A 25,517-nucleotide genomic window follows, 5' to 3' on the forward strand; every position below is an offset into this window, starting at 1 on the left:
TGCGATGCGCATCCTGCACACCTCCGACTGGCACGTCGGAAAGGTCCTCAAGGGCCGCACCCGGCACGAGGAGCACATCCGCGTGCTTGGCCAGGTCGTCGAGATCTGCCAGGCGGAAAAGCCCGATCTGGTGATCGTCGCCGGCGATCTCTACGACACCGCGGCGCCGACCGCCGACTCGACCCGGGTGGTGACCCGGGCGCTGTCCGCGTTGCGGCGCACCGGGGCGCAGGTGGTGGCGATCGGCGGCAACCACGACAACGGCGCCGCCCTGGATGCGCTGCGCCCGTGGGCCTCGGAAGCCGGCATCACCCTACGGGGATCTGTCGACAAAAATCCCGATGAGCTGCGCATAACCGGCACCACTCATGACGGTGAGCGCTGGCAGTTGGTCACCGTCCCGTTCCTGTCCCAGCGCTACGCCATCCGCGCGTCCGAAATGTACGAATTGACGGCGGCGGAGGCGACCCAGACCTACGCCGACCACATCGCCCGGCTGATCGAGAAGCTCAGCGAGCCGTTCGCCGAGCCCGGGGTGATCAACCTGCTGACCGCGCACCTGACCATCGTCGGTGCGTCGGCCGGCGGCGGCGAGCGCGAGGCGCACACCATCATGGGCTACGCCGTGCCCGCCACGGTCTTCCCGCGGAACGCGCACTACGTCGCCCTCGGCCACCTGCACCGCGCCCAGCAGGTGATCGCGCCCTGCCCCACCCGATACTCGGGCAGCCCGCTCGCGGTCGACTTCGGCGAGGAGGAGAACGTCCCCTCGGTCGCGATCGTCGACGTGGCCACCGACAAGGCGGCTCGGGTGCGGGACGTGCCGGTCTCCGCGGCCCGCGCGCTGCGTACCGTCCGCGGCACCCTCGAACAGCTCGCGACGGTGAACCTTCCGGATGCCTGGCTGCGTGTCATCGTGCGCGAGTCGCCCCGGGTCGGCCTCCGCGAGGACGTCCAGGAGCTGCTGCCCAACGCGCTGGAGGTGCGCATCGATCCGGAGATGATGCCGAACAAGCCGGGGGAGCGGGCGGCGCAGCGGGCCGGCCGGTCGCCGCGCGAGCTGTTCGGCGACTACCTGGACAGTCGCGGTAACGCCGAGGAGGGCGTCCGCGAGCTCTTCGACGAGCTGTACGACGAGGTGAGCAGCACTTCATGAGGCCGATCCGCCTGGACATGTCCGGGTTCACCGTCTTCCGCGACGACACCACGGTGGACTTCACCGACACCGACTACTTCGCCCTGGTCGGGCCGACCGGATCGGGCAAGTCGACGGTGCTCGACGCGATCACCTTTGCGCTGTACGGCACGGTCCCGCGCTGGGGCGGCGCCCGCGGCATCGCCAACGCGCTCGCCCCGTCCGCGGCCGAGGCCAAGGTCCGGCTGGTCTTCGAGTCGGCCGGCGACCGCTACGTGGCCACCCGGGTGGTGCGCCGGGACGGCCGGGGCAACGTCAAGACCGCCGGCGCCGGGCTGCAGCTGATGCCGACCGGCTTCGACGTGACCAAGCTGGACACCGGCATGGACCTCGACGACCTGGGCCAGGTGCTGGCCGGCACCCCCGCCGAGATGGACGACGCGATCCTGGGCGCGGTCGGCCTGCCGTACGAGCAGTTCACCAGCTGCGTGGTGCTGCCGCAGGGCCAGTTCGCCGACTTCCTGCACGCCAAGCCGGCCGTACGGCAACAGATCCTGGTCAACCTGCTCGGCCTGCGCGTCTACGAGGACGTGCAGCAGCGGGCGGTGGCCCGGGAACGCACCGCCACCGACAAGCTCGGCGTGATCGACCAGCAGCTGGCCGGGCTCGCCGACGCCACCGACGAGGCGGTCGAGGCGGCCGACCGGCGCCTGACCCGGATGCGCGAGCTCACCGCTGCGGTCGAGGAGTCGGTGCCCGGCCTGCGCGCCGCCCGCGCCGCCGAGACCGAGGCCGCGCAGGCACGCGACGCGCTGGACGCGGAGCTGCGGGCGCTGGTGGCCGTCCGTACGCCCGAGGGAAGTGCGGAGATCGCCGGCGCGACGGCCGCGGCCAGGGCGAGCGCCGCGGAGGCCGCGAAGGAGGTCCGAGTCGCCGAGGAACGCGAGGAGAAGGTGCGCGGCGAACTGGCCGCCGCCGGGGACGCGGGCTCGCTCAAGCTGATGCTCGACCGGCACGCCGAGCTGGACCGGCTGCTCGACCAGGCGGAATGGTTCGCCGGGGAGGTGCAGGTCGCCGAGGTCGAGTTCAAGGACGCCCTGGCGGCGGCCGAGCTCGCGCACGGCGCCCATCTCGGCGCAACCCAGCTGCTCGAGCAGGCCCGGCTCGACTACACCGAGGCCCAGCGCATCGACCGGGCCGCGGCACTGCGCGCCCATCTGGCGCCCGGCGATCACTGCCCGGTCTGCGAGCAGACCGTGACCAGCGTGCCGGCGATGCCCGAGGGCTCGGCGGTGAGCGCGGCCGAGGCCACCGGCAAGGCCGCCCGGGCCGCCGCCGAGGTCGCCGAGTCGGGCTGGAAGCAGCGCGACGCGGTGGCCCGCAAGCTGGAGGGAAACCTCGAGCGCAAGCGCGCCCAGCACGAGCACCACCTCGCCCGGCTGACCGAGGTGCGCGGCGTGGTGGCCGGCTCGCCGGGCGTGCCCGCGCTGCAGCGTCAGGTCGCCGAGATCGACTCGCTGCAGCGCAAGCTCGACCAGGCAGGCGCGGCGGTCCGCACGGCGCGCGAGTGCCAGCGGCGGGCGCAGGCCGCGACCGACCAGGCGCAGGAGCGCGAGCGGGCCGCGTGGCGCACGTTCGACCAGGTGCGCGACCGGGTGGCCCGGTTCGGCCCGCCACCGGCCGACCGCGACGACCTGGCCGCCGCCTGGTCCACCCTGGTCGAGTGGGCGGGCGGCGAGCACCGCGGCCGGGCACGCGAACGGGACGCCGCCGACGCCCGGGTGAGCACCGCGCACGAGGCCGCGGTGCACGCGTACGCGACGATCGCCGCCCTGTTCACCGAGGCCGGGGTCACCCCGCCGGCCCGCCGCGAGGGCAGCGGCGAGGCCGACCTGATCCGGGCGGCCGCGGTGGCCGCCACCACCGCCGAGGGCGACCGCAACAAGGTCGCCGATCTGCGTGACCGGGCCCGCGAGCTGAGCGAGCAGCGGATGACGCTGCAGCGTGACGGCCGTGTCGCCAAGGCGCTCGCCGGTCACCTGCGGGCCAACAACTTCGAGCGCTGGCTGCTCGAGGAGGCGTTGGACCTGCTGGTCGACGGCGCCTCGCGGATCCTGCGCGAGCTGACCGGCGGCCAGTACGACCTGGTCCACGACCGGGGCGAGTTCTATGTGATCGACCACCACGACGCCGGCCTGCGCCGCGCGGTGCGCACGCTCTCCGGCGGTGAGACGTTCCAGGCCTCGCTGGCCCTGGCGCTGGCGCTCTCCGAGCAGCTGGCCGGCATGTCGACCACCGCGGCCAGCCTCGAGTCCATCGTGCTGGACGAGGGCTTCGGCACGCTCGACGCCGCGACGCTCGACGTGGTGGCCGCGACCCTGGAAAACCTCGCCGCCCGCGGCGACCGGATGGTCGGCCTGGTCACCCACGTGACCGCGCTGGCCGAGCGGGTGCCGGTGCGCTTCGAGGTGACCAAGGACGCCCGGTCCGCCCGGGTGGAAAGGGTCGGCCTGTGACCAGGATGTACGTCGACGCGTGGGACCCGTCGTACGGGTCCTCGTTCGAGGGCGGCGGCGAGGACGGCCCGGCGTCGCCGTCGAGCGCCCAGGTCGACACCGACGTGGAGGTGCCGGCCGCCGAGTGGGCCCCGATCGACGCGCCCCCGGGCCGGAGCGCGCCCGACGTGGTGTTGCTGGTGGACGGGGTGCGCCGCAACGACGCCGGCCTCTGGACGCAGGAGGAGGACGGCACCTCGTACGCCGGTCTGGCCGCCTCGTTCGCGGCCGGGGTGGTCCGCTGCGATCTGGCCCGCGGCTCGGCCGAGCTGGTCGACGCGCGGGTCGGCCGCGGCCTGTTCACGGCCAGCCCATCCGCCGGCGATGTGCAGGCCGGTTCGGTCCGCTATCAGGTGCACCGGGTCTCCGGCACCGGCGAGGCCAGCAAGCTGCCCGCTGCCGTGCAGCCGTCGCTGACCGCCCTGGAGATCGACATTTCCGGCATGGCCCGCGACGACCGCGAGGATCTGCTGGTGGTGGACGGCCCGCTGCGCAACCGGCGGCACCTGCCGCGCACCATCGGCTACGTCAAGACGCAGCAGAAGCAGTACCTGCCGGCCGCGTTGACCGCCGTGGTGACCGCGCTGCGACCCGGGCAGCGCACCCCCGTCTTCCACCTGGGAACGGTCTGGGGCGGCTGGTCGTGGTATCTGCGACTGCCCGGCGGCTCGGGCGCGCCCTGGTCGGGGATCGTCCGGGTGGAGTGCTCGCCCGATCTCACCCCGGAGCAGGCGATCGAGCTGGCCGAGCTGTCCGGGGTCACCCTGCCGCGGTTCGCCTCCTCGGCATACAAGGATCCGCGCGCCCCGCAGAACCTCGTGCCGATCGCCGGCCTCGAGCGGCGGCTGCGCGGGATGCTCGGCGATGCGCGGGTCCTTCATCGGGCACTGACCTTGGCCGCCGCGCGAAATCGGACATAAACCGCAGGGAGCGCTCCCAGAGGGCTGGATGCGAACAGTGCGAGAGCGCGCGCCTACGCAGCGGTAATGAACCGCACCGAAAGTGTGTCCGCCCAGCTCAGAGGGGCATTCCCTGTTACGGCTGTGGCTGAGTATTATTCGGTCGCCCTGGTAGGCATATCGGTCTAGATGGATGAATTTGATCCATTCGAAGTCGACGCCGATGTGCCCCGTGCCGCCCCCCACACGACACCGGAGGACAGTTGACCCCCCGCGTCCCGGAAATTTCCGCGCGAGCGTTGATCCCCGCAGGTCCCCCCGCCCGTATCTCAGGCGACGGGGAAGGCTCCGGGCGGAGGTATCAATGCATGCGGTGGTCGAGGAACGGCTCGCACCGGGTGGGGTGTGCCTGATGACACAACAGAGATCCGGTGGTTCTTGGCAGTCCCTCGACGGCAACCGCGGTGACGGTGGCTCGGTGATTCCCCGGCAGGCGCCGCGGCACGGCGCCGCCGAGCCGAGTCACGAGGACACCCTCGTCAAGATGCTCTACGAGGAGCACGCCGGCCCGTTGCTGATGTTCGTGCTGCGGCTGACCGGTGGTGACCGGCAGCGCGCCGAGGACATCGTTCAGGAGACGCTGCTGCGTGCCTGGCGTAACGCGCACCGGCTCGGCGCGCAGGGCCAGCAGTCGCTGCGGCCGTGGCTGGTGACCGTCGCTCGGCGGATCGCCATCGACGACCACCGCAGCGCGAGCGCCCGGCCGGCCGAGACGTACGACCGTGAGCTGGAGAGCTTCCCCAGCACGGCCGACGACACCGACCGTGTCCTGCAGTCGATGACGGTCTCCGACGCCCTCCGCGAGCTGTCCCAATCGCACCGCGAAATCCTGATCGAGACCTACTTCCGGGGCCGGACGGTGCCGGAGGCGGCGGAAAAGCTCAACCTTCCGTTGGGTACCGCCAAGTCACGTGTGTATTACGCTCTGCGTGCGCTGCGTACCGCGCTGCAGCAGCGGGGGGTGACGGAGTAATGACACAGGAAGACCACTACGACGTCGCGTCGTACGCGCTGGGGGTGTTGGACCAGCACGATGCCGCGCGTTTCGAAGATCATCTCATCGAGTGCCCGCGCTGCGCCTTCGAGCTCGACTCCTTCGTGCAGGTCGCCGATCTGCTGGCCGATGTGGACGCCGGCGCCCTGGTCGCCGCCGAAGAGGTCAAGCGCGACGGTGTCGTGCTGCACAAGATGCTGGGCGAGGTCCGCTCCGAGCGTCGCCGGGCCAACAGCCGCCGGCTCTACTCGCTGGCCGCGGCCGTGGTCATCTTCGCGATGCTCTCGATCGGCGCGCTGTTCGCGGGCGGCAAGTGGTTCGCACCCACGCAGAAGGCGACGAACAACTCCGCCCAGCGCGGCACCTCGCAGCTCGACCCGCTGCCCAACTCGCAGGACGGCCCCGGCATCGGTGGGCCCGAGCTGACCGGGCAGAAGTACAGCGGCACCGACCCGCACACCGGGGTGCACGCCGACGTGGCGCTGGAGAAGAAGGACTTCGGCACCCAGATCTCGCTCGCGGTCTCCAGCATCAAGGGCCCGGTGGAGTGCCGGATGGTGGTCGTGCACACCGACGGCACCACCGAGTCGCTCGGCTCCTGGACGGTGGGGGAGAAGGGTTGGGGCACCGCCGCCAACCCGAGCCCGCTGCTGCTGCAGGCGGTCACCGCGACCCCGCGGGAGAACATCGCGCACATCCAGGTGCAGGAGGTCACGTCGTCCGGCACCGGTGACACGCTGGTTCGCGTGCCGTAACAGGTTTTCGTAACGCAAAAGAGGCCCGGCCGATTCGGCCGGGCCTCTTTGTGCATGCGCGAACACGCCGAGTGCTTCAAACAAAATTAAGGAATTTGATGGGCCTGAGTGTTCAACCGAACCCGGCCCGGCCCTCGTACTACTGCCCGGAAACGCCAGAAGCAGGAATCCCTGGAGGGCACGTGGTACCGGAGAAGCGAAAGTTGACGGTCGTGGGTGCGGCCATCGCCGCGGCGTTCGCCGTGACCGGCTGCGCGCCGCAGGGATACAACGCGGCCGACTACGGAAATGCCGCCGAGCCCGCCTCGAACACGGCGGCGAGCCCCGGCGCGACCGCCGACCCGGCGGCGACCAGCGACCCGGTCGCCCAGACCGACCCGAACGCGACGGCCCCTCCCGGTTCGGGCCAGACCGCCGCGCTCCCCGACTCTCAGGTCACCAACAAGCTGACCGGCAGCGCCGTGAAGCGCATGGGCGAGGTCGTGGAGAACGAGGACGGCTTCGTGCTGTACCGCTTCGACGGCGACTCCAACAACCCGGCCAAGTCCAATTGCAACGGTGACTGCGCCAAGGTCTGGGAGCCCGCGCTCACCAACGACGGCAAGCCGGCCCTCAAGGGTGTCTCGGCGAGCGTCGTCGGCACGGTGACCCGCGCCGACGGCACCAAGCAGCTGACCATCAAGGGCTGGCCGGTCTACCACTACATCGGCGACAAGAAGCCGGGCGAGTGGAAGGGCCAGAACGTCTCCGGCAAGTGGTTCGTCATCAAGCCGGACGGCGCCAAGAACCTCACCTGCCTGCCGAAGATCTCGCAGCCGGTGGCACCGCCGGCCGATTCGGGCGGCGCGTCCGACACCAGCAGTTCCGGTAGCGACTACAGCTACTGAGTTAAGCGACCCCCAAGAAACTGCTGATTACCGGAGGTTTGGAAAATGGTTGCCGCCCGCTTCGCACGTCGGCCGTCGCGCTGGTTGGTGGGCATTTCGGCAATGGTCATGGTGGCCCTGCTGGCGCCGGTCTCCCCGGCGCGCGCGGACACCGGCATCCCGGTGCCGGCCACCTCGTTCAACGCCAAGGGGGCCGGCTCGGTCAGCCCGGCCGACCGTGACTTCGTGATCAAGGTGCGGCTGGCCGGCCTCTGGGAGATCCCGGCCGGCAACATGGCCCAGGAGAAGTCGGACGACCCGCGGATCGTGAACATCGGCAAGGCGATCAGCGCGCAGCACGTTTTGCTCGACAAGCTGGACCGTGAGGTCGCCAAGAAGCTCGACATCGAGCTGCCCAACAAGCCGAACAGCGACCAGCAGGGCTGGCTGAGCGAGATGCGCAACGCGAACTCGGCGACGTTCGACCAGATCTACGTCGACCGGCTCCGGGCCGCGCACGGCAAGATCTTCCCCGCCATCGCGACGATCCGGGCGAGCACCCGCAACGACTCGGTCCGCCAGCTCGCGCAGCAGGCCAACCAGTTCGTCATGACGCACATGACGCTGCTGGAGTCGAGCGGCATCGTCGACTACGGCGCGCTGCCGACGGCCGCCGCCCCCACTACTCCCGGCTCGGGCCCGGTGCCCGTGGACGGGCAGATGGTCGCTGCGGCGCACAGCAGCACCAGCGGGATCCCGGGTGTCAACACCACCGTGGTCCTCCTAGTCCTCGCCGTCGCCCTCGTGGCCGGCGTCATCACGACCATGCGCATCTTCCGGGCGAGGTAGTCCCCGAAACCCCCGTCCAGGTCGAGACAGAGAAAGGTGTCCCACATGCGAAGGTCCAAGTACCGGCGCGCATCATCCAGGAATTCGGGTTGGTTCAGCGGCCGTCGCCGGATCATCGCGGTCGCCGCCACGCTCGTGGCGTTCGGCGGCATCGTGACCGTCACCCAGGTCTCGAACGCGTCCACCAACCGGACCCAGAAGAAGGCGCTGTCGGCATGTGACAACGTGCAGGCCCCGCCGACGGCGAAGCTGTCGACCAAGACCCGGCGGGGGACGTACACCACCAACAACGGCACGGTCGTCCAGCACCCGGACGACGGCGCCGGCGACACGGTGACCACGGCTCAGCTCCGTGACCGCTGCCGTCGCTGGGTGATGAACAACGTCGGCAACAACGGCAACGCCACCACCGCGCCGACCGCGGCGGCCACGACGGCGGCGACCACCGCGCCGGCCGCAGACCCGAGCGCCGACCCGTCGGCGTCCGGCGACGCCGGCAACAACAACGGCGGCAACAACAACGGCGGAAACAACAACGGTGGGAACAACGGCGGCAACAACAACGGTGGGAACAACGGCGGGCAGCAGACCACCGCCCCCGCGCCGGACCCGAGCGCCTCGAACGGCGCCACCACCCCGCCGCCCGGTGCCGGCCTCGGCGTCCTCACCAACAACTGCTCGACCAGCCAGCTGCCGCAGCACGACGGCTTCCAGAAGGGCGACCGCTGCGTCACCACCGAGTTCGGTGAGGTCGCCTCGGAGAACAACAACGCGTCGCTGCTGATCACCCAGGCGCCGCGCTCGGTGGCCGTGAACACCCCGTTCACGCTGCAGGTCAGCACCCGCAACCTGATCCGCGACCGGTTCCTCGCGGCCGGCGCGGGCGGTTACTACGTGGAGAGCTCGGTTCTGGCCAACGGCATCACCCGCGGTCACTTCCACACCGCGTGCCGGATGCTGGCGAACACCAACGAGGCGCCCGACCCGGCCCCGGTGCCCGCGTTCTTCGTGGCCACCGAGGACAAGAAGGGCGGGGCGGCCCCCGACGTGGTCACCATCCAGGTGCCGGGCATGCCCACCACGGGCATCGCGCAGTGCGCGTCCTGGGCCGGTGACGGCTCGCACCGCATCCCGATGATGCAGCGCGCCAACCAGACGCCGGCCTTCGACGCGGTGAAGATCCTGGTCCGGTAACTGAATCGAGGAGCGTAAGCCGCTGAGACCGGGTGCCGAACCCGGCCCGGGACGGGGTAACCGACATTGCCCCGGCCCGGCCGGGACCCCCCGTCGGCACCGGAGGTCGCCCTTCCCCCTGACGGACGACTTCGGCGGCAAGCTCCACCCCGGCGATCGAATCACTCGGGTGTTCGGTCGCCTCCGATGGCCCTGACCGGGAGCGCGGTCAGGGCCATCGGTCCGTCTGTGGCACAGTTGCCGGGTGGCCCGTCGCCTGACCCCGCCCGAGCGTTACGCCTTCGGCGCGTCGCTCGCCTCGCTGCAGGCGCCCAACGGCGACCCGTGCGTGCGGGTCTCCGGCACCGAGCTGTGGATGGCGGCCCGCACCCCCGACGGCCCGGGCACCCTCCACCTGGCCCACGCGGGCGGCGAGCTGGTCGCCGAGGCGTATGGGGCGGGCGCCGAGTGGCTGCTCGACCGGGCCGACGCGATCGTGGGCCTGCGCGACGACGTGAGCGGCTTCCCGGCCCTCGCCAAGGCACACCCGGTCGTGCACCGGCTGGCGCGCACGTTCTCCGGGCTGCGGCTGCCGGCCACCGGCCTCGTGTTCCACCGCGTGCTGCGGGCGATCCTGGAGCAGAAGGTGACCGGCGTCGAGGCGTTCCGGGCGTACCGGAAGATCTGCCGGAAGTTCGGCGAGCCGGCGCCGGGTCCCACGCCGTTGCTGCTCCCGCCCGACCCCGCCGCGATCGCGGCCAGTCCGTACTGGATGTTCCATCCGCTCGGCGTCGAACAGCGCCGCACCCAGGCCCTGCTGCGCGCCGCCCGCGAGGCGGGCCGGATCGAGCGCTGCGCCGACGCGGCCGAGGCGACCCGGCGGCTGACCGCGCTGCCCGGCATCGGCCCGTGGACGGCCGCCGAGGTGGTCCGGGTGGCCTACGGCGACGGGGACGCGGTGAGCGTCGGCGACTACCACGTGCCCAACACGGTGGCCTGGGCACTGGCCGGCGAGGCGCGCGGCACCGACGACCGGATGCTCGAGCTGCTCGAGCCGTTCCGCGGCCACCGGGGCCGGGTCTGCGACCTGCTCGCCCACGGCGGCATCGGTGCGCCGCGCTTCGGCCCGCGCATGCCGGTCCGATCCTTTGCCAGGTTTTGACGCGGCCCGAGGCCCGATGAGCGTATCGGTGTCACCCTGGGTACGTTGGTCCCCTCGTGATCGCATGGCCCGGGAGAGCTGACGAATAATGGGTGGCACAGGCGGAGAGATCATCCTGGTCCTGGTGCTCGTACTGGTGAACGCGGCCTTCTCCGGCAGCGAGATGGCGCTGGTATCGCTCCGGGAGAGCCAGGTGCAGCGGCTGGAGCGGCAGTCGCGCGGCGGCAAGACCCTGGCCCGGCTCACCCGCGACCCCAACCGGTTCCTGGCCACCATCCAGATCGGCATCACGCTGGCCGGCTTCCTGGCGTCGGCGGCCGCCGCGGTGTCGCTCGCCAAGCCGCTGGAGGCCCCGCTCGCCTTCCTCGGCAGCGCCGCCCAGCCGGTCTCCATCGTGCTCGTCACGATCGCCCTGACGTTCGTCACCCTGGTGATCGGCGAGCTGGCCCCCAAGCGGATCGCCATGCAGCGCACCGAGGGCTGGGCGCTGCTGGTCGCCCGCCCGCTCGACGTGCTCGCGACGCTCTCCCGCCCGGTGGTCTGGCTGCTCGGCGCGGCCACCAATGTGGTGGTACGGCTGGCCGGCGGCGACCCGGCCGCCCAGCGCGAGGAGGTCACCACCGAGGAGATCCGCGACATGGTCGCCGCCCAGCAGGACTTCTCGATCGAGCAACGCACGATCATCAGCGGCGCCTTCGAGATCGCCGACCGGATCCTGCGCGAGATCCTGGTGCCCCGCCGCGACGTGCTCACCCTGGCCACCGGCAGCCCGGCGCACCAGGCGCTGCGCTCGCTGATCGCCGGCGGCCACTCCCGGGCGCCGGTGGTCGGCCCGGCCGGCCTGGACGACGTGATCGGCGTGGTGCACCTGCGCGACCTGGTCGACGGCGAGGGCCCGGTCGACGCGCTCTGCCGGCCCGGCCTGTTCCTGCCGGAGACGCTGCGGGTCTCCGACGCGCTGCGGCAGATGCGCACCGAGCGGGCCCAGCTCGCCCTGGTGGTGGACGAGCGCGGCGCGATCGACGGGATCGTCACGATGGAGGACCTGGTCGAGGAGATCGTCGGCGAGATCTACGACGAGACCGACCGGGACGTGGCGGCCGTGGTCCGCGAGGCGGACGGGGCGCTGCTGATGCCCGGCTCGTTCCCGATCCACGACCTGCCGGACATCGGCCTGCACGACGAGTCGCACGGGCACGAGGACGGCGACTACACCACGGTGGCCGGCATGATGCTGGCCGTGCTGGGGCACATTCCCACCGCGCCGGGCGAGGTGGTGACGTTGCCCGGGTTCACCGCCGAGGTGGTCGAGGTCACCGGGCGGGCGATCACCCGGGTGCGGTTGCGTCCGCTCACCGCGGCGGCCGAGACCGATGGATAGCGGGCGGGAGAAGGGGACACCCATGCAGACTGGCGGCGTGGCTTTCACCCTGACGATCGACTGCGGGGGCGGCGGCATCAAGGGCTCGGTGCTGGACGAGGCGGGCACGATGCGGGCCCAGCCGCTGCGGGTGCCGACCCCGTACCCTCTGCCGCCCGACCTCTTCGTCAAGACGCTGGTGCAGCTGGGCGAGCGGCTGCCGACCGCCGACCGGGTGACCGTCGGGATGCCCGGCATGCTGCGGCACGGCGTCGTGGTCGCCACCCCGCACTACGTGACCCGCTCCGGCCCGCGGACGAGGGTCGACCCCGACCTGGTCGAGGCGTGGCACGGCTTCGACGCCCGCACCGCGCTGGCCGAGGCGTTCGGGCTGCCCACGCTGGTGCTCAACGACGCCGAGGTGCACGGCGCCGGGGTGGTCGCGGGCACCGGCTGCGAGCTGATGCTGACCCTGGGCACCGGTCTGGGCTGCGCGCTCTTCGACGGCGGGGTGCTGGCGCCGCACCTGGAGATGTCGCAGGCGCCGGTGCGCTGGGGCATGTCGTACGACACGTACATCGGCGAGCACGAGCGCCGCCGCCTCGGCGACGCCCTCTGGTCCCGCCGGGTGCGCAACGTGGTCGACGGCCTGCGCCCGGTCTTCCTCTGGGACCGCCTCTACCTGGGCGGCGGCAACTCGCGGCTGATCACCCCCGCCCAGCTGGCCCGGATGGGCGACGACGTGGTGGTCGTGCCGAACACGGCCGGCATCGTCGGCGGGGTGCGCGCCTGGTCGCTGGGTACCGCCCGCTGACCGGCTATCGGGCGCCGACCTGCCAGATGGTGGTTTCGCGGACGGCGACGCCCTCCAGCGACTCGTTCACCGGGACGGCGTAGGTCGCCTGCTTGATCAGGCCCTCGGGGAGGTAGGCCCGGCCCGGATCGCCGACCAGCACCAGACACCCTCGCCCCGCGGCCCGGCGCAGGAACGGCAGCACCCGGCCGGCCATCTCGCGGCTGTAGAAGACGTCGCCGGCCAGGACCACCGACGCCGGGGGATCGGTGTCGAGGAGGTCGGCCTCGAGCGTCGTGATCCGCACGTCGTTGGCGGCGGCGTTCGCCGTCGCGGCGGCCAGCGAGTAGGGGTCGATGTCGTTGGCCGTCACCGGAACGGCGCCCGCCCGCGCCGCCGCCACCGCGACCAGGCCCGAGCCGGTGGCGAGATCGAGCGTCGCGCGTCCGGACACCAGCGACGGGTGATCGAGCAGGTGGCGGGCCAGGGCCTGGCCGCCCGCCCAGGCGAACGCCCAGAACGGCGGCGGCTGCTCGGTGCCGGCCTCCTCGGTCCTCTCCCACAGCTCGATCGGCTCGTCGGCCTGGAAGAGGGTGATCTCGGGCACGAAGGGAACCGGCGCGGGCGCGGTGTGGGTGCGGATGAACTCGAGGAGCACGCGCCGATTGTCTCAGCTGCCCGCGCGCCGGACCGATCTGCATGGTCTGACGTGACCCCCGAAGGGAGCATGATGCCGCCACGTTTCGCCGCCGGCCTGTTCGGCGGGTGGATGGTGGTGCTCGCCGTCGCCTTCTCGCTGGTGCCCGCCGGGCAGCCGGCCGTTCGCCTGGTGGCGGGCCTGTCCGCGGCGGTGGCCATCGCCGGTGGGGTGCGCCTCAACCGACCCGGGGACCGTACGCCGTGGCGCTGGCTCGCCGTGGCCGTCGCCCTCTCCGCGGCCGGCACGTTCGCTTACGTCGTCACGCCGAGCCTGCACCAAGCCGGCGTTGCCCTGATCATCGCCTCGTACCCGGCGCTCGCGGCCGTTCTGCTGATCTTCATCCGGCGGCAGGCCGGGCCGAGCCGGGACCGGGCCGCGCTGCTGGACGCGCTGGTCGTGACGGCCGGCGGGGCGATGCTGGCCTGGACGTTCCTGCTCGGCCCGAGGCTCGCCGACCACGACTGGGTGATGCTCGCCTACCCGATCGGCGATCTGCTCTGCCTGGGCGTGCTCACCCGGCTGCTCACCTCCCCGGGGCGCCGGCCGGCCGCGACCGGCCTGCTCGGCGCCGGTCTGGTCGGCATGCTGGTGGCCGACGTCGGATACGAGCTGGGCTGGCTGTCCGGCGACGTGGCGGCGCTGGGCCGGTTCGCGCTGTACGCGTGCGCCGGGCTGGCCGCGCTGCACCCGTCGATGACGCTGCTCAGCGTCCGCGCCGACGACCCACCGAGCGAGCCGGGCTGGTGGCGGGTGGCGTTGCTCGCCCTGGTCGCCCCGGCCGTGCTGCTCGCGGTCGGTCCCACGGTCGGGGCCGTGCTCAGCGCGCTGATCTTCCTGCTGGTCCTGCTCCGGATGGCCGGCATCATGTCGAACCACCGGCAGGCCCTGGCCCGCGAGCGTGCCCTGCGGGAGGCGTCGGCGGCGCTGGTGTCGGCGGCCGACGTGGAGGCGGTCGGTGACGCGGTGCGGGTCGCCGTGGCGCAGCTGCTGCCGCCGGACACTCCGCACGGCGTGGTGCTGGCGATGGCGGTGCCGGACGGCCTGCCGCCGGTGCTGCCGGTCGAGCGTTGGGCGGGCATCGTGCCCACCCGCGAGCTGGACTGGGCGGTCTCGGTGCGGCTCACCAACTTCAGCACCACGCTGCGCTGCCCGATGGTGCTCGCCGACCGGCCGACCGGCGAGCCGCTGGTGGGCGTGCTGCACGTGGGCGCGCCCGAGGCGGCGCTGCCGGGACTCCAGCGGGCGGTCGAGGTGCTGGCCGGGCAGGCGGCGCTGGCGCTCGAGCGGATCCAGCTGAGCGACGAGGTGATCCGGCGCAACAGCGAGACGTACTTCCGGACGCTGGTGCAGAACACCGCCGACGTCATCCTGATCGTGGACGACGAGCTGTGGATCCGGTACGCGAGCCCGTCGGCCGCGCGGGTCTTCGGCGCCGACCCCGGCAGGTCGTACCTGTTCGACTGGATCAACCCGGACGATCACACCTCGTTGACCGAGCGGCGCGACGGCGCCGACCTGCGCGGCCCGGGGAACGTGCTGCTCGAGATGCACGTGTCGGACCTGCGCAACGAGCCGACCGTGGCCGGGCTGGTGATCACCCTGCGCGACGTGACCGAGCAGCGGCGCCTCGAACGGGAGCTCACCCACCAGGCGTTCCACGACGCGATGACCGGGCTGGCCAACCGGGTGCTGTTCCACGACCGCCTCGAGCACGCGCTCGCCCGCGGCGCCCGGGACGGCTCGGTGGTCGGCGTGCTCTTCATCGACCTGGATGACTTCAAGATCGTCAACGACACGCTCGGGCACGCGGCCGGCGACACCCTGCTGATCGAGGTGGCGAACCGGATCGCCGGGGCGCTGCGGGCCGACGACACGGCCGCACGGCTGGGTGGCGACGAGTTCGCGGCGCTGATCGAGAACGTGCAGGACCCGGGCGCGGTGGAGGAGACCGCCAACCGGATCCTGGCGGCACTCGCCGCGCCCATCGTGATCGACGACGAGACCTCGCTGCAGGCGGTGGCCAGCATCGGCATCACCACCACGCCCGAGGCGGACACCGCGGACGAGCTGCTGCGCCAGGCCGACCTCGCGCTGTACGTGGCCAAGGGCGCCGGCAAGAACCAGTGGCGGCGCTACCAGGCGCACCTGCACGGCGCGATGGTGGAGCGACTGGAACTGCGGTCGGCGCTCGACCACGCGGTGAACGAGGGGCACTTCCTGCTCGCGTACCAGCCGATCGTGGATCTCGGCTCGCAGGAGCCGGTCGGCTTCGAGGCGCTGGTCCGCTGGTTCCATCCGACCAAGGGGCTGGTGGCGCCGACCGAGTTCATCACGGTCGCCGAGGAGAGTGGGCTGATCGTGCCGATCGGCCGCTGGGTGCTGCAGCAGGCCCTGCACACGGTGGCCCAGTGGCGGCGGGCGCTGCCGCGCGCCCGTCAACCGTACGTCTCGGTGAACGTCTCGGTGCGGCAGTTCCGCGAGGCCGGCTTCGTCGACGAGATCCTGCAGGCGCTGGCCTACGCCGGCGTTCCGCCGGAGGCTCTGATGATCGAGCTGACCGAGACCCTGCTCGCGGGCGAGCACGAAACGGTCTGGCGTGACCTTGCGGAGCTGCGCGAGCACGGCGTACGCGTGGCCATCGACGACTTCGGCACTGGCTACTCGTCGCTGGGCTACCTGCGCCGGCGCCCGATCGACGTCGTGAAGATCGACAAGAGCTTCATCGACGACATGGTGGAGGTCCCGCAGCAACTGGCGCTGGTGACCGGCATCGTGAGCCTGGCGCAGTCGCTCGGCCTCACGGTGATCGCCGAGGGCATCGAGTCCCCGGTACACCGTGACCTGCTGGCCCGGCTCGGTTGCCCGTTGGGGCAGGGCTACCTCTGGTCGGCGCCGGTCGATGGCACCGAAGCATTGGCCCAGATGGCGAATGGTGAACATTCCATGGCGGCGTAAGGTCCCGTGGATGAACATCACTTCCTTGCGCGCTCCGCGACGTACCGCCGTCGCCGCGGTGGCCATCACCATGGCCGTCCTCGGCGGTGCCGGTGCCGGCTGGGCCGCCGCCACGACCGCCCAACCGGCGATCAAGACGATCACTCCGCGCTCCGAGAAGGACGTCACCAACCTCGACGTCCTGCGGCAGCAGCTTCGCAATTACTACGGTGACGCGCTGGGCACCGGCGTCTTCGCCGCCGACAGCAACTACGCCAAGGAGGCGAGCGGGGTCGCCGCCGACGGCACGCGATACCTGAGCCACCACCGGTCGTACGGGCACGCCACCAAGGCGATCGTCCTGGACGTCGACGACACCTCGCTGGCGACCTGGAACTACGAGGTGTTCAGCAACTGGGCGTACAACCCGACCACCAACGCCGACTACGTGACCGGCCAGAAGTTCCCGGCGGTGCCGGGCATGGTCGCGATGGCGCAGGCGGCCGAGCGCGAGGGCTACGCGATCTTCTTCCTGACCGGCCGGCCGGCCACCCAGGAGGCCGCCACCCTCGGCAACCTGACCGCGGACGGGATCGGCGTGGACGCCGGCTACCCGAAGCCGACCACGCTGAGCGACGGCGAGGACGGCCTGTTCACCAAGCCGGACGTGAGCGCGTACCCGGACTACCTGAAGGCGGCCTGCGCCGACGACCCGGGCGGCAAGTGCACGACCATCCACTACAAGTCGGCGACCCGGGCGCACATCGAATCGCTCGGCTACGACATCGTGGGCAACTTCGGCGACCAGTACAGCGACCTGAAGGGCGGCCACGCCGACAAGACCTTCAAGCTGCCGAACCCGAACTACTACCTGCCCTGACCGGGCGGCCCAGCGGGACGGCCGGCGGTTACCCCCGGCCGGCCGCCCGCTTGGCGTAGAGGTGGTCGACCAGCGCCGGCAGGGCGCCGGCCGCCACCATCGCCGCCCGGTATTTCCAGGGGACCACGATGCGCCGGCGCGGGCGGCGCAGCGCGCTCTCCACCGCGGCGGCGACAGTCTCCGGGCCCGGGAGATTCGTCCGACGAGTGAGGTCGGTGTTGATAAAGCCCGGCTCGATCAATGTCACGCCGACGCCGGTCCCGGCCAGTTCGCGGCGCACCGAGTCGGTCATGCCGCGGAGGGCGAATTTCGTGGCGGAATAGGTGCCGGCGATGCCGATCTCGCCGGCCACCGATCCGATGTTCACGATCGAGCCGGAGCCCTGTTCCCGCATGATCGGAACGACCGCACGCATCAGCCGGATCGGGGCCACCAGGTTGATGTCGACCATCTGGGTGACCATGTCGTCATCGGCGAGGACGGTCGTCTTGCCGCCGATGCCGGCGTTGTTGACCAGGCCGTCGATCCGGCCGTCGACCTCGCGGGCGCGGGCGACCAGGGCCTCGATCGCCGCCGGGTCGCGGACGTCGGTGGGCACCACCACGGCGGAGCCGATCTCGGCGGCCACCGCCTCGAGGTGGTCGGCTCGGCGGGCGGCGAGCACGACCGTGGTGCCGGCCCGCCCGAGGCGGAGCGCGGTGGCGCGGCCGATTCCGCTCGACGCCCCGGTGACGATGACGACCGGCATGGTTTTCTCCTTCGCCGAAAAAACGGCGCCGCCGAGTCGGCGACGCCGTTTCTTGGAGATCGACCTATCGCTTGCTGTGGTACGCCTCGACGATGTGGCTCGGGATGCGGCCGCGCTCGGAGACCTCGTACCCGTTCTTGTTCGCCCACTCCCGAATCGCCTGATTCTGGTCGCGGCTCGCGCGGCCGGTGCTCGCCGGGGCGGCGCGCCGGGCACTGGCCACCACGCCGCTGCGGCCGACCCGGGTCGCCGCGTTCAGGAACGGGTCGAGCGCCTTGCGCAACTTCCCGGCGTTCTTCTCGGAGAGGTCGATCGTGTAGTTCACACCGTCGAGTCCGAACTCGACGGTGCGGTCGGCCTCTCCGCCGTCGATGTCGTCGGTCAGAAGGGTTATTACCTGCTTGGCCATGGCGTGCCTGCTCCCACTACAACGATGTCATTTGAGTGACGACTATGCGCACGCGCCGTGGCGCCGCGATTGTCGATACCCATTCATTCTGTCGGTCACCAGTTCTCAGTGCAAATTACCGCATCGCATGTCGCAATTGTTGTCCCAGTGCCGGATCGGCCGGACCGGCCCGTTCGGAGGTTCTGGCCGTCACCTACTTTTCAGGTTCGTCAATGTCCTGTAACGTGTCGTGGGAGCGCTCCCAGCACCCCGTCCCCGCGGGATCCCCTCTCAAGGAGCTTCGCAATGAGACGTGCCATCCGCGCCCTCACGGTCCTCGGCCTCCTGGCCGCGGCGACCGTGACGGCCTTCGCCGTCGCCGGACCAGCGGCGGCCGACACGCAGATCTGCGAGCAGTACGGCAGCACCACCGTCGGCGGCCGGTACGTGGTGATGAACAACCGCTGGGGCACCTCCGCCCAGCAGTGCATCAACGTCACCAGCACCGGGTTCTCCATCCAGACCCAGCAGGGCACCGGCAGCACCAGCGGCGCCCCCGTCTCCTACCCGGCGATCTACTACGGCTGCCACTACACCAACTGCTCGCCGGGCACCAACCTGCCGATGCAGGTCAGCTCGATCTCCAGCGCCACCAGCAGCATCAACTACCAGTTCGTCTCCGGCGCGACCTACGACGCCGCGTACGACATCTGGCTGGATCCGACGCCCAAGAAGGACGGCGTCAACCAGCAGGAAATCATGATCTGGTTCAACCGGCAGGGCTCGATCCAGCCGATCGGCTCGGTGGTGGGCAACGCGACCATCGGCGGGCGCAGCTGGGAGGTCTGGCGCGGCAGCAACGGGTCGAACGCGGTCGTCTCGTACGTGGCGCCGTCGCCGATCTCCAGTTGGAGCTTCAGCGTCCTGGACTTCATCAACGACGTGAAGAACCGCGGCGCGATCACCAGCTCGTGGTATCTGACCAGCATCCAGGCCGGCTTCGAGCCGTGGATCGGCGGCGCGGGCCTGGCCGTCACGAACTTCTCCGCGGCGGTCAACGGCGGCGGGCCGACCAACCCGACGACCCCGCCCACCACCTCGCCGACGACCCCGCCGACCGGCGGCAATGCCGCCTGCCGGGTCACCTACGGCACGAACGTCTGGAATTCGGGCTTCACCGCGAACGTCACGGTGGCCAATACCGGAAGCAGCGCGATCAACGGCTGGAATCTCCGTTTCACGCTCCCGAGTGGCCAGACGATCACCTCATCGTGGAACGCCAACCTCACCGGTTCGAGCGGCGCCATCACGGCGAGCAACCTTTCCTGGAACGGGAACATCGCGCCGGGCGCCAACGCGTCCTTCGGTTTCCAGGGAACCTACTCCGGCAGTTTCGCCAACCCGTCCTCGTTCGCCCTGAACGGATCCACCTGTACGACCGCCTGACAAAAGTCGGGCTCGCTGACCCGAGCCGCCTCGTCGCCGATTCTCCGGTGCCGGGGCGGTTCGTCCACTGAGCTGGCTGGGTCGCTTGGTTGACTGTTCCGTGCGGTGAGCTGGCTGGCTCCGGGCGTTTGGTTGCGGTTGGGCGGGTGAGTCACGTGGGGGGACGGTCCCGTGCGGCTGAGCTGGCTGGCTCCGGGCGTTTGGTTGCGGTTGGCCGGGTGAGTCACGTGGGGGGACGGTCCCGTGCGGCTGAGCTGGCTGGCTCCGGGCGTTTGGTTGCGGTTGGGCGGGTGAGTCACGTGGGGGACGGTCCCGTGCGGCTGAGCTTGCTGGCTCCGCTTCGCTCCGCGGGCGATCGCCCCTTCGGGGGCTGATGAGGAGTCAGCCGATTTTCCGGCGTCGCACACCCCGCGACGACGGAAAATCGACTGCCTCCTCATCAGCGGGGCGATCGCGGGTCGTTTAGTGATACGGGGCACCCTGCAGATACGTAGTCGGCAGCGGGCCATCGCGGTGAGCAAGTCACCATTCGGAAAGGCGGAGAGCCGCCGGCGCGTCGGCTGGGACGGCTGGGCGCTGGGGTGGGATGGGGGATAGCCGTTCGTATTTTGCGCCCGGGGCGGGGCGGGGGTCGGGCTTGCCCTTGTTCGGCCACAGGGACATCGCTCGCTCGGCCATCGCGGTGATGGTCAGGGACGGATTCACGCCCAGGTTCGCCGGTACGGCCGCGCCGTCCACGACGTGCAAACCGGCGTACCCGAATACGCGGTGATACGGATCCACCACGCCGGCCGCCGCGGATTCGCCGATCGTCGCGCCGCCGAGAATGTGTGCCGTCATCGGAATGTCAAAGATGTCACCGACCGTGCCGCCCGGGAACCCGCCGATCCGGTCGGCGATCCGGCGCACCGCCTCGTGCCCCTGCGGAATCCACTTGGGGTTCGCCTCGCCGTGGCCGGGCCCGGTGGTGAGCCGGCCGCGCCTGGTGCGCCGCACGGTCAGCGAGTTGTCGAGCGTCTGCATCACCAGCGCGATGATCGTGCGCTCGCTCCACCGCCGCACGGACAACGAGCGAAGCAGCACGTACGGGTGGCGCAGCGCCTGCCCGAGGAACTTGATCGGGCGCGGCACCCGCCCGCCGCCGTCCACCAGCAGCGTGGCGAGCAGGCCCATCGCGTTGCTGCCCGGGCCGTACCGGACCGGCTCGATGTGCGTCGTCGAGTCCGGATGAAACGACGAGGTGATCGCCACGCCGCGCGAGTACGGCTCGGCGGGCACCGACGCGGCCTGCGCGCCCAGCAGCGCCTCGGAGTTGGTGCGGGTCAGCGAGCCCAGGCTGGCCGACAGGCCCGGCAGCACGCCGGTGTCGCGCATCGCGTGCAGCAGCCGCTGGGTGCCGAGCGCTCCGGCCGACAGAATCACCTGATCCGCGGTGAATCGCCCGGTCCGGGTCTCCACCACCCAGCCTTCGCCGTCCGGGCGCAGGGCGGTCACCTCGGTGTCCGGGTGCACGGTCGCGCCGGCCCGCTCGGCCAGGTACAGGTAGTTCACGTCGAGCCGGTTCTTGGCACCGACCTTGCAGCCGATCATGCAGTTGCCGCACTGGGTGCAGCCGGTGCGGTCCGGCCCGGCGCCGCCGAAGTACGGGTCCGGCACCGTCTTGCCCGGTTCGCCGAAATAGACACCCACCGGCGTACGCCGGAAGGTCGAACCCACCCCCATGTCCTCCGCGACCTGCTTGATGACCACGTCGGACGGGGTCATCGTGGGCTGCTCGGTCACGCCGAGCATGCGCGAGGCCTGGTCGTAGTGCGGCGCCAGCTCGCCGGCCCAATCGGTGATGCCGGCCCAGTGCGGATCGTCGAAGAACGTGGCCGGCGGGCGGTACAGCGTGTTCGCGTACACCAGGGAACCGCCACCCACCCCGGCGGCCGACAGCACGACGATGTCCTTGAGCAGGGTGATCCGCTGGATGCCGCGCAGCCCGAGCCTCGGCGCCCAGAGGAAGTTCCGCAGGTCCCATGAGGTCTTGGGAAGCATCTCGGGGGTGTAGCGCCGGCCCGCCTCGAGCACGCCGACCCGGTAGCCCTTCTCGGTCAGGCGCAGCGCGCTGACGCTGCCGCCGAATCCGCTGCCGACGATCAGGACGTCGTAGTCCGCCATCGACACACCCTGCCATTACCGACCGGTAACCGGAAGGGGTCGCGGCTCTCGTTTATCCGCGCAGCAGCACTTTGATGTGCGCGCCGGAGGCGGCGTCGGCGAACGCGGCGGCCGCCTCGTCGAGCGGGCGCACCGCGGTGGCCATCCCGGTGACGTCGGCCCGGTTCGACACCAGCAGGTCGATCGCGTCCGCGAAGTCCTCGGGGAGGTAGGTCGCGCTGCCCTGGATGCGCAGCTGGCTGTCCTGGACCATCGGCAGCGGGATACGCACCGGAGCCGGCGGGACGCCGACCACCACGACCGTGCCGCCCTTGTTCGCCAGCGTGAGCGCCTGGTCCATCGTGGCTTGCTCGGCCACGCAGTCGAAGACCACGTCGGCGCTCTCGCCCAACGCTTCCCGCACCGCCCCGGTCTCGGCCGCGTCGATCACCGCGTCCGGCTCGAATCCGGCGGCCCGGTCCCGGCTGCGCTGCGACCGGGCCGTCATGACGACGCGGGCGGCCTGCTGCGCGCGAGCCACCTGCAGCGTGAGCAGACCGATCGTCCCCGCGCCGAGGATCGCCACGGTCTTGCCGGCCAGCCCGCCCACCAACCGCGCCGCGTGCACCGGCGTGCCGAGCGGCTCGATGAACGCCGCTCGCAGCCAGTCCAGCTCGTCCGGGATCACGTGCAGCCGCCGCTGGTCGACGGTGAAGTAGTCGGCCATCCCGCCCTGGTCGTGCGCGCAGCCGAAGAAGCGCAGGTTCTCGCAGATGTTCTGCCGCCCGGCCCGGCACTGCTTGCACGCCCAGCAGGGCAGGAACGGCTCCATCGTGACCCGCGCCCCGACCGGCAGCGGCACCCCCGTGCCGACCGCCTCGACCGTGCCGCTCACCTCGTGCCCGGGCGGATAGGGGAGCGTGATGAACGGGTGCTTGCCCTGCAGGGCGTGCACATCCGACCCGCAGACGCCGGCCATCGCCATCCGCACGAGCACCTCGCCGGCGCCCGGCTCGGGCACGGCGGCCTCGGCTATCGACACGCCGCTCCGGTCGACGACGACCCGCCTCACGGCAGATGTCCCAGGCGGCGTGCGGTCACGATCGTCTCCATCCGGCCGTGCGTCCCCAGCTTGCGCATCGCGTTGCGCAGATAGCTCTTCACCGTCTCGGGCAGCAGGCCCAGGCGCCGCGCCGCCTCCGCGTTCCCGCAGCCCACCGCGACCATCGCGAGCACGTCCAGCTCGCGCGGGGAGAGCGGCTTGCGACCGGCTGCGCCGGGCACGTCCCGCTCGCGCGGGGAGAGCGGGTTGCCATCGGCTGCGCCGGGCCGATGCGCGACCAGGCGGTCGGAGATCTGGTGCAGCCGCGCCTTCAGCGCCGGGTCCGAGGTCTCCGCGGCGAGGGTACGCAGATCCGCGTGTGCCAACCGCACGTCCTCCCACTCCCGCGCGCTCGTGCCGGGCCGGCCGCCCCGGGCCGCGGCGGTTTCGAGCTCGGCCATCCGGCGGGCGACCTCCCGGCGTACCGCCGCCTCGGTCCCCCACCGCATCGCGACCCGGCCCATCGCCTCGACGGCCCGGCCGCCCACCGCGATCGGCTCCCGCGTGCCCGCGTAGAGAACGGCCAGCACCGACCCGCCCACCGCCACCGGGACGGCGGCGATCGCCCGCAGCCCCTCGGCGCACACCGGAGCGTCGTACTCGTGGCTGATCCGAGGGTCGGCCACGTAGTCCTCGACCCGCCCCGGCCGGGCCGAGGTCACCACCCGGCCGCCGAGGCCGTTGCCGGCGGTGACGATCAGCCCGTTCAGGGCGGCCGTCGCGGTGCCGGCGAAGTCGGTCAGCCGCATCTGCCGCCCGTCCGCCGACACCAGGCCGCCGAACGCCACCGGAAGCCCGGTGACCCGGCGAATCCGGCCCAGCGCCGCCGGTAGATCGGCAGTTTCGAGCACGTTGACAGCATGTCACGCCGACCCGTGCGTCAGGGCGCTCGCTTTCATACCCCCGAACAGGGGTAGCGCCATCCGCCGTGGGCGGCTCATGCTGCGCGAATGTTGTCGTACGCGTCCGGCACCAGCACCGCGCCCCTGATCGGCGAGACGATCGGGGCCAACTTCGAGCGCACCGTCGCCCGCTTCGGCGACCGGGAGGCCCTGGTCGACGTGGCGGCCGGCCGGCGGTGGACCTACGCCGAGCTCGACGCCGACGTCAACCGGCTGGCCCGGGGCCTGCTGGCGCGCGGCATCGCCAAGGGCGACCGGGTCGGGATCTGGGCGCCGAACTGCGGCGAATGGGTGATCACCCAGTACGCGACCGCGAAGATCGGCGCGATCCTGGTCAACGTCAACCCGGCGTATCGGACGCACGAGCTCGAGTACGTCGTGCAGCAGTCCGGCCTGAGCCTGCTGATCAGCGCGGTGTCGTTCAAGACCAGCGACTACCGCGGCATGATCGAGTCGATCGGCTTCACCGAGGTTGCCTACCTCGGCGAGCCGTCATACCACGATTTGTCGCTGGAAGGCGACATGTCTGAAATATCGCGCCGAGCGGCCACGCTGGCGTTCGACGACCCGATCAACATTCAGTACACCTCGGGAACTACCGGCTTCCCCAAGGGCGCGACGCTCTCCCACCACAACATCCTGAACAACGGCTACTTCGTCGGCGAGCTGATCAACTACACCGAGCATGACCGAGTGTGCCTGCCCGTACCGCTCTACCACTGCTTCGGCATGGTGATGGGCAACCTCGGCGCCACCTCGCACGGCTCCTGCGTCGTCCTGCCCGCACCCGGCTTCGACCCCGCGGCCGCCCTCGCCGCGGTTCAGGCCGAGCGGGTCACGTCGCTCTACGGCGTGCCGACGATGTTCATCGCCGAGCTCGGCCTGCCGGACTTCGCCGACTACGACCTGTCCTCGCTGCGTACCGGAATCATGGCCGGCTCACCCTGCCCGGTCGAGGTGATGAAGCGGGTGGTCGCCGAGATGAACATGGCCGAGGTGGCGATCTGCTACGGCATGACCGAGACGTCCCCGGTCTCCACGATGACCCGTCCCGACGACAACCTGGCCCGCCGCACCGAGACCGTCGGCCGGGTCATGCCGCATCTCGAGTCCAAGGTCGTCGACCCCACCACCGGCCTGGTGGTCGAGCGCGGCGAGCCCGGCGAGCTGTGCACCCGCGGCTACTCGGTGATGCTGGGCTACTGGGAGCAGCCGGAGGCCACCGCCGAGGCGATCGACGCGGCCCGCTGGATGCACACCGGCGACCTGGCCACGATGGACGCCGACGGCTACCTCAACATCGTAGGCCGGATCAAGGACCTGGTCATCCGCGGCGGCGAGAACGTCTACCCCCGCGAGGTCGAGGAGTTCCTGTACGGGCATCCCGACATCGCCGACGTGCAGGTGATCGGCGTGCCCGACGCGAAGTACGGCGAGGAGCTGATGGCCTGGATCGTGCTGCGCCCGGGCTCGGCACCGCTGACCGCCGAGGCCGTCCGCGCCTACTGCGACGGCAAGCTCACCCACTACAAGATCCCGCGGTACGTGCACATCGTCGACGGCTTCCCGATGACGGTCACCGGCAAGGTCCGCAAGGTGGAGATGCGCGAAGAGGCGATCGACATCCTGGCTCTGCACGATGCGGCCGCGATCAGGAAGGCGTGACCCGGGCGC

General features: G+C 71.3%; 21 protein-coding genes. 15 read left to right on the forward strand and 6 right to left on the reverse strand.

The features are described 5' to 3' along the window. The first annotated feature begins 4 nt into the window (after positions 1-4). From ODJ79_RS19345 to ODJ79_RS19395, 11 genes are all read left to right on the forward strand, one after another. Positions 5-1,156, forward strand: a complete 1,152-nt coding sequence (locus ODJ79_RS19345) for an exonuclease SbcCD subunit D (RefSeq protein ID WP_263024891.1) — start codon at positions 5-7, stop codon at positions 1,154-1,156. Next, complete coding sequence (locus ODJ79_RS19350; RefSeq protein ID WP_263024892.1) at positions 1,153-3,651, forward strand: AAA family ATPase; 2,499 nt, start codon at positions 1,153-1,155, stop codon at positions 3,649-3,651. The genes ODJ79_RS19345 and ODJ79_RS19350 overlap by 4 nt, the downstream gene beginning before the upstream one ends. Next, positions 3,648-4,610 (forward strand): hypothetical protein, encoded by a 963-nt coding sequence (locus ODJ79_RS19355; RefSeq protein ID WP_263024893.1) that lies wholly within the window; start codon positions 3,648-3,650, stop codon positions 4,608-4,610. The genes ODJ79_RS19350 and ODJ79_RS19355 overlap by 4 nt, the downstream gene beginning before the upstream one ends. Before the next feature lie 343 nt (positions 4,611-4,953). Further along, the gene (locus ODJ79_RS19360) at positions 4,954-5,622 is read left to right on the forward strand and encodes a sigma-70 family RNA polymerase sigma factor (protein WP_263024894.1); all 669 of its coding nucleotides are present in this window, start codon (positions 4,954-4,956) and stop codon (positions 5,620-5,622) included. Next, entirely contained in the window at positions 5,622-6,398 is a 777-nt protein-coding gene (locus ODJ79_RS19365) for a zf-HC2 domain-containing protein (protein ID WP_263024895.1), read from the forward strand. The genes ODJ79_RS19360 and ODJ79_RS19365 overlap by 1 nt, the downstream gene beginning before the upstream one ends. Before the next feature lie 212 nt (positions 6,399-6,610). Beyond that, a complete protein-coding gene (locus ODJ79_RS19370) occupies positions 6,611-7,285 on the forward strand; it encodes a hypothetical protein (protein ID WP_317620678.1) in 675 nt (224 codons plus the stop codon). 102 nt (positions 7,286-7,387) lie between these two features. Next, on the forward strand, positions 7,388-8,113 hold the full coding sequence (locus ODJ79_RS19375; protein WP_263024897.1) for a DUF4142 domain-containing protein: 726 nt from the start codon (positions 7,388-7,390) through the stop codon (positions 8,111-8,113). Positions 8,114-8,158: 45 nt separating this feature from the next. Further along, positions 8,159-9,307 (forward strand): Pecanex-like protein 1, encoded by a 1,149-nt coding sequence (locus tag ODJ79_RS19380; protein ID WP_263024898.1) that lies wholly within the window; start codon positions 8,159-8,161, stop codon positions 9,305-9,307. A gap of 244 nt (positions 9,308-9,551) precedes the next feature. After that, positions 9,552-10,448: a DNA-3-methyladenine glycosylase family protein gene (locus ODJ79_RS19385; RefSeq protein WP_411267350.1), complete on the forward strand. Its 897-nt coding sequence runs from the start codon at positions 9,552-9,554 to the stop codon at positions 10,446-10,448. A gap of 88 nt (positions 10,449-10,536) precedes the next feature. Beyond that, positions 10,537-11,829 (forward strand): hemolysin family protein, encoded by a 1,293-nt coding sequence (locus ODJ79_RS19390; protein WP_263024899.1) that lies wholly within the window; start codon positions 10,537-10,539, stop codon positions 11,827-11,829. 37 nt (positions 11,830-11,866) lie between these two features. Then, entirely contained in the window at positions 11,867-12,622 is a 756-nt protein-coding gene (locus ODJ79_RS19395; RefSeq protein ID WP_263024900.1) for an ROK family protein, read from the forward strand. 4 nt (positions 12,623-12,626) lie between these two features. Here the strand turns inward: ODJ79_RS19395 and ODJ79_RS19400 are convergent, their stop codons facing one another. Beyond that, positions 12,627-13,259 (reverse strand): class I SAM-dependent methyltransferase, encoded by a 633-nt coding sequence (locus ODJ79_RS19400; protein ID WP_263024901.1) that lies wholly within the window; start codon positions 13,257-13,259, stop codon positions 12,627-12,629. A 72-nt stretch (positions 13,260-13,331) separates the two neighbouring features. Here ODJ79_RS19400 and ODJ79_RS19405 point away from each other — a divergent pair, with 72 nt between their 5' ends. Both ODJ79_RS19405 and ODJ79_RS19410 read left to right on the forward strand, forming a co-directional pair. After that, positions 13,332-16,256, forward strand: coding sequence for an EAL domain-containing protein (locus tag ODJ79_RS19405; RefSeq protein ID WP_263024902.1), 2,925 nt, complete (start codon positions 13,332-13,334; stop codon positions 16,254-16,256). Between the two features lie 10 nt (positions 16,257-16,266). After that, positions 16,267-17,115, forward strand: coding sequence for an HAD family acid phosphatase (locus ODJ79_RS19410; protein WP_263024903.1), 849 nt, complete (start codon positions 16,267-16,269; stop codon positions 17,113-17,115). Between the two features lie 28 nt (positions 17,116-17,143). Here ODJ79_RS19410 and ODJ79_RS19415 read toward each other — a convergent pair whose 3' ends face one another. Beyond that, positions 17,144-17,863 carry an SDR family NAD(P)-dependent oxidoreductase gene (locus tag ODJ79_RS19415; RefSeq protein ID WP_263024904.1) on the reverse strand — a complete coding sequence of 240 codons (720 nt, stop codon included), beginning with the start codon at positions 17,861-17,863 and terminating at the stop codon, positions 17,144-17,146. 64 nt (positions 17,864-17,927) lie between these two features. Beyond that, positions 17,928-18,272 (reverse strand): histone-like nucleoid-structuring protein Lsr2, encoded by a 345-nt coding sequence (locus ODJ79_RS19420; RefSeq protein ID WP_263024905.1) that lies wholly within the window; start codon positions 18,270-18,272, stop codon positions 17,928-17,930. Positions 18,273-18,557: 285 nt separating this feature from the next. Here ODJ79_RS19420 and ODJ79_RS19425 point away from each other — a divergent pair, with 285 nt between their 5' ends. After that, positions 18,558-19,697, forward strand: coding sequence for a GH12 family glycosyl hydrolase domain-containing protein (locus ODJ79_RS19425; RefSeq protein WP_263024906.1), 1,140 nt, complete (start codon positions 18,558-18,560; stop codon positions 19,695-19,697). A 522-nt stretch (positions 19,698-20,219) separates the two neighbouring features. Here ODJ79_RS19425 and ODJ79_RS19430 read toward each other — a convergent pair. The 3 genes from ODJ79_RS19430 to ODJ79_RS19440 are packed head-to-tail and all read right to left on the reverse strand — an operon-like array spanning position 20,220 to position 23,792. Next, a complete protein-coding gene (locus ODJ79_RS19430; protein ID WP_263024907.1) occupies positions 20,220-21,860 on the reverse strand; it encodes an FAD-dependent oxidoreductase in 1,641 nt (546 codons plus the stop codon). A gap of 52 nt (positions 21,861-21,912) precedes the next feature. Beyond that, a complete protein-coding gene (locus ODJ79_RS19435; protein ID WP_263024908.1) occupies positions 21,913-22,911 on the reverse strand; it encodes a zinc-dependent alcohol dehydrogenase in 999 nt (332 codons plus the stop codon). Continuing rightward, positions 22,908-23,792 (reverse strand): helix-turn-helix transcriptional regulator, encoded by an 885-nt coding sequence (locus ODJ79_RS19440; protein ID WP_263024909.1) that lies wholly within the window; start codon positions 23,790-23,792, stop codon positions 22,908-22,910. Before ODJ79_RS19440 ends, ODJ79_RS19435 begins: the two co-directional genes overlap by 4 nt. 99 nt (positions 23,793-23,891) lie before the next feature. On the opposite strand from ODJ79_RS19440, the gene ODJ79_RS19445 reads away from it, so the two are divergent. After that, positions 23,892-25,508 carry an AMP-binding protein gene (locus tag ODJ79_RS19445; protein WP_263024910.1) on the forward strand — a complete coding sequence of 539 codons (1,617 nt, stop codon included), beginning with the start codon at positions 23,892-23,894 and terminating at the stop codon, positions 25,506-25,508. The last annotated feature ends 9 nt before the right edge of the window (positions 25,509-25,517 follow it).

This window comes from Actinoplanes sp. KI2 (assembly GCF_025630775.1).
Lineage (GTDB): Bacteria > Actinomycetota > Actinomycetes > Mycobacteriales > Micromonosporaceae > Actinoplanes.

What these genes read in the sequence shown, in the direction of transcription:
- ODJ79_RS19375 (WP_263024897.1), top strand. Translation starts at nt 7,388, where the DNA reads ATGGTCATGGTGGCCCTGCTGGCGCCGGTCTCCCCGGCGCGCGCGGAC.
- ODJ79_RS19415 (WP_263024904.1), bottom strand. Translation starts at nt 17,863, where the DNA reads ATGCCGGTCGTCATCGTCACCGGGGCGTCGAGCGGAATCGGCCGCGCC.
- ODJ79_RS19410 (WP_263024903.1), top strand. Translation starts at nt 16,267, where the DNA reads ATGAACATCACTTCCTTGCGCGCTCCGCGACGTACCGCCGTCGCCGCG.
- ODJ79_RS19445 (WP_263024910.1), top strand. Translation starts at nt 23,892, where the DNA reads ATGTTGTCGTACGCGTCCGGCACCAGCACCGCGCCCCTGATCGGCGAG.
- ODJ79_RS19380 (WP_263024898.1), top strand. Translation starts at nt 8,159, where the DNA reads ATGCGAAGGTCCAAGTACCGGCGCGCATCATCCAGGAATTCGGGTTGG.
- ODJ79_RS19345 (WP_263024891.1), top strand. Translation starts at nt 5, where the DNA reads ATGCGCATCCTGCACACCTCCGACTGGCACGTCGGAAAGGTCCTCAAG.
- ODJ79_RS19360 (WP_263024894.1), top strand. Translation starts at nt 4,954, where the DNA reads ATGCATGCGGTGGTCGAGGAACGGCTCGCACCGGGTGGGGTGTGCCTG.
- ODJ79_RS19365 (WP_263024895.1), top strand. Translation starts at nt 5,622, where the DNA reads ATGACACAGGAAGACCACTACGACGTCGCGTCGTACGCGCTGGGGGTG.
- ODJ79_RS19405 (WP_263024902.1), top strand. Translation starts at nt 13,332, where the DNA reads ATGCCGCCACGTTTCGCCGCCGGCCTGTTCGGCGGGTGGATGGTGGTG.
- ODJ79_RS19390 (WP_263024899.1), top strand. Translation starts at nt 10,537, where the DNA reads ATGGGTGGCACAGGCGGAGAGATCATCCTGGTCCTGGTGCTCGTACTG.
- ODJ79_RS19425 (WP_263024906.1), top strand. Translation starts at nt 18,558, where the DNA reads ATGAGACGTGCCATCCGCGCCCTCACGGTCCTCGGCCTCCTGGCCGCG.
- ODJ79_RS19430 (WP_263024907.1), bottom strand. Translation starts at nt 21,860, where the DNA reads ATGGCGGACTACGACGTCCTGATCGTCGGCAGCGGATTCGGCGGCAGC.
- ODJ79_RS19420 (WP_263024905.1), bottom strand. Translation starts at nt 18,272, where the DNA reads ATGGCCAAGCAGGTAATAACCCTTCTGACCGACGACATCGACGGCGGA.
- ODJ79_RS19350 (WP_263024892.1), top strand. Translation starts at nt 1,153, where the DNA reads ATGAGGCCGATCCGCCTGGACATGTCCGGGTTCACCGTCTTCCGCGAC.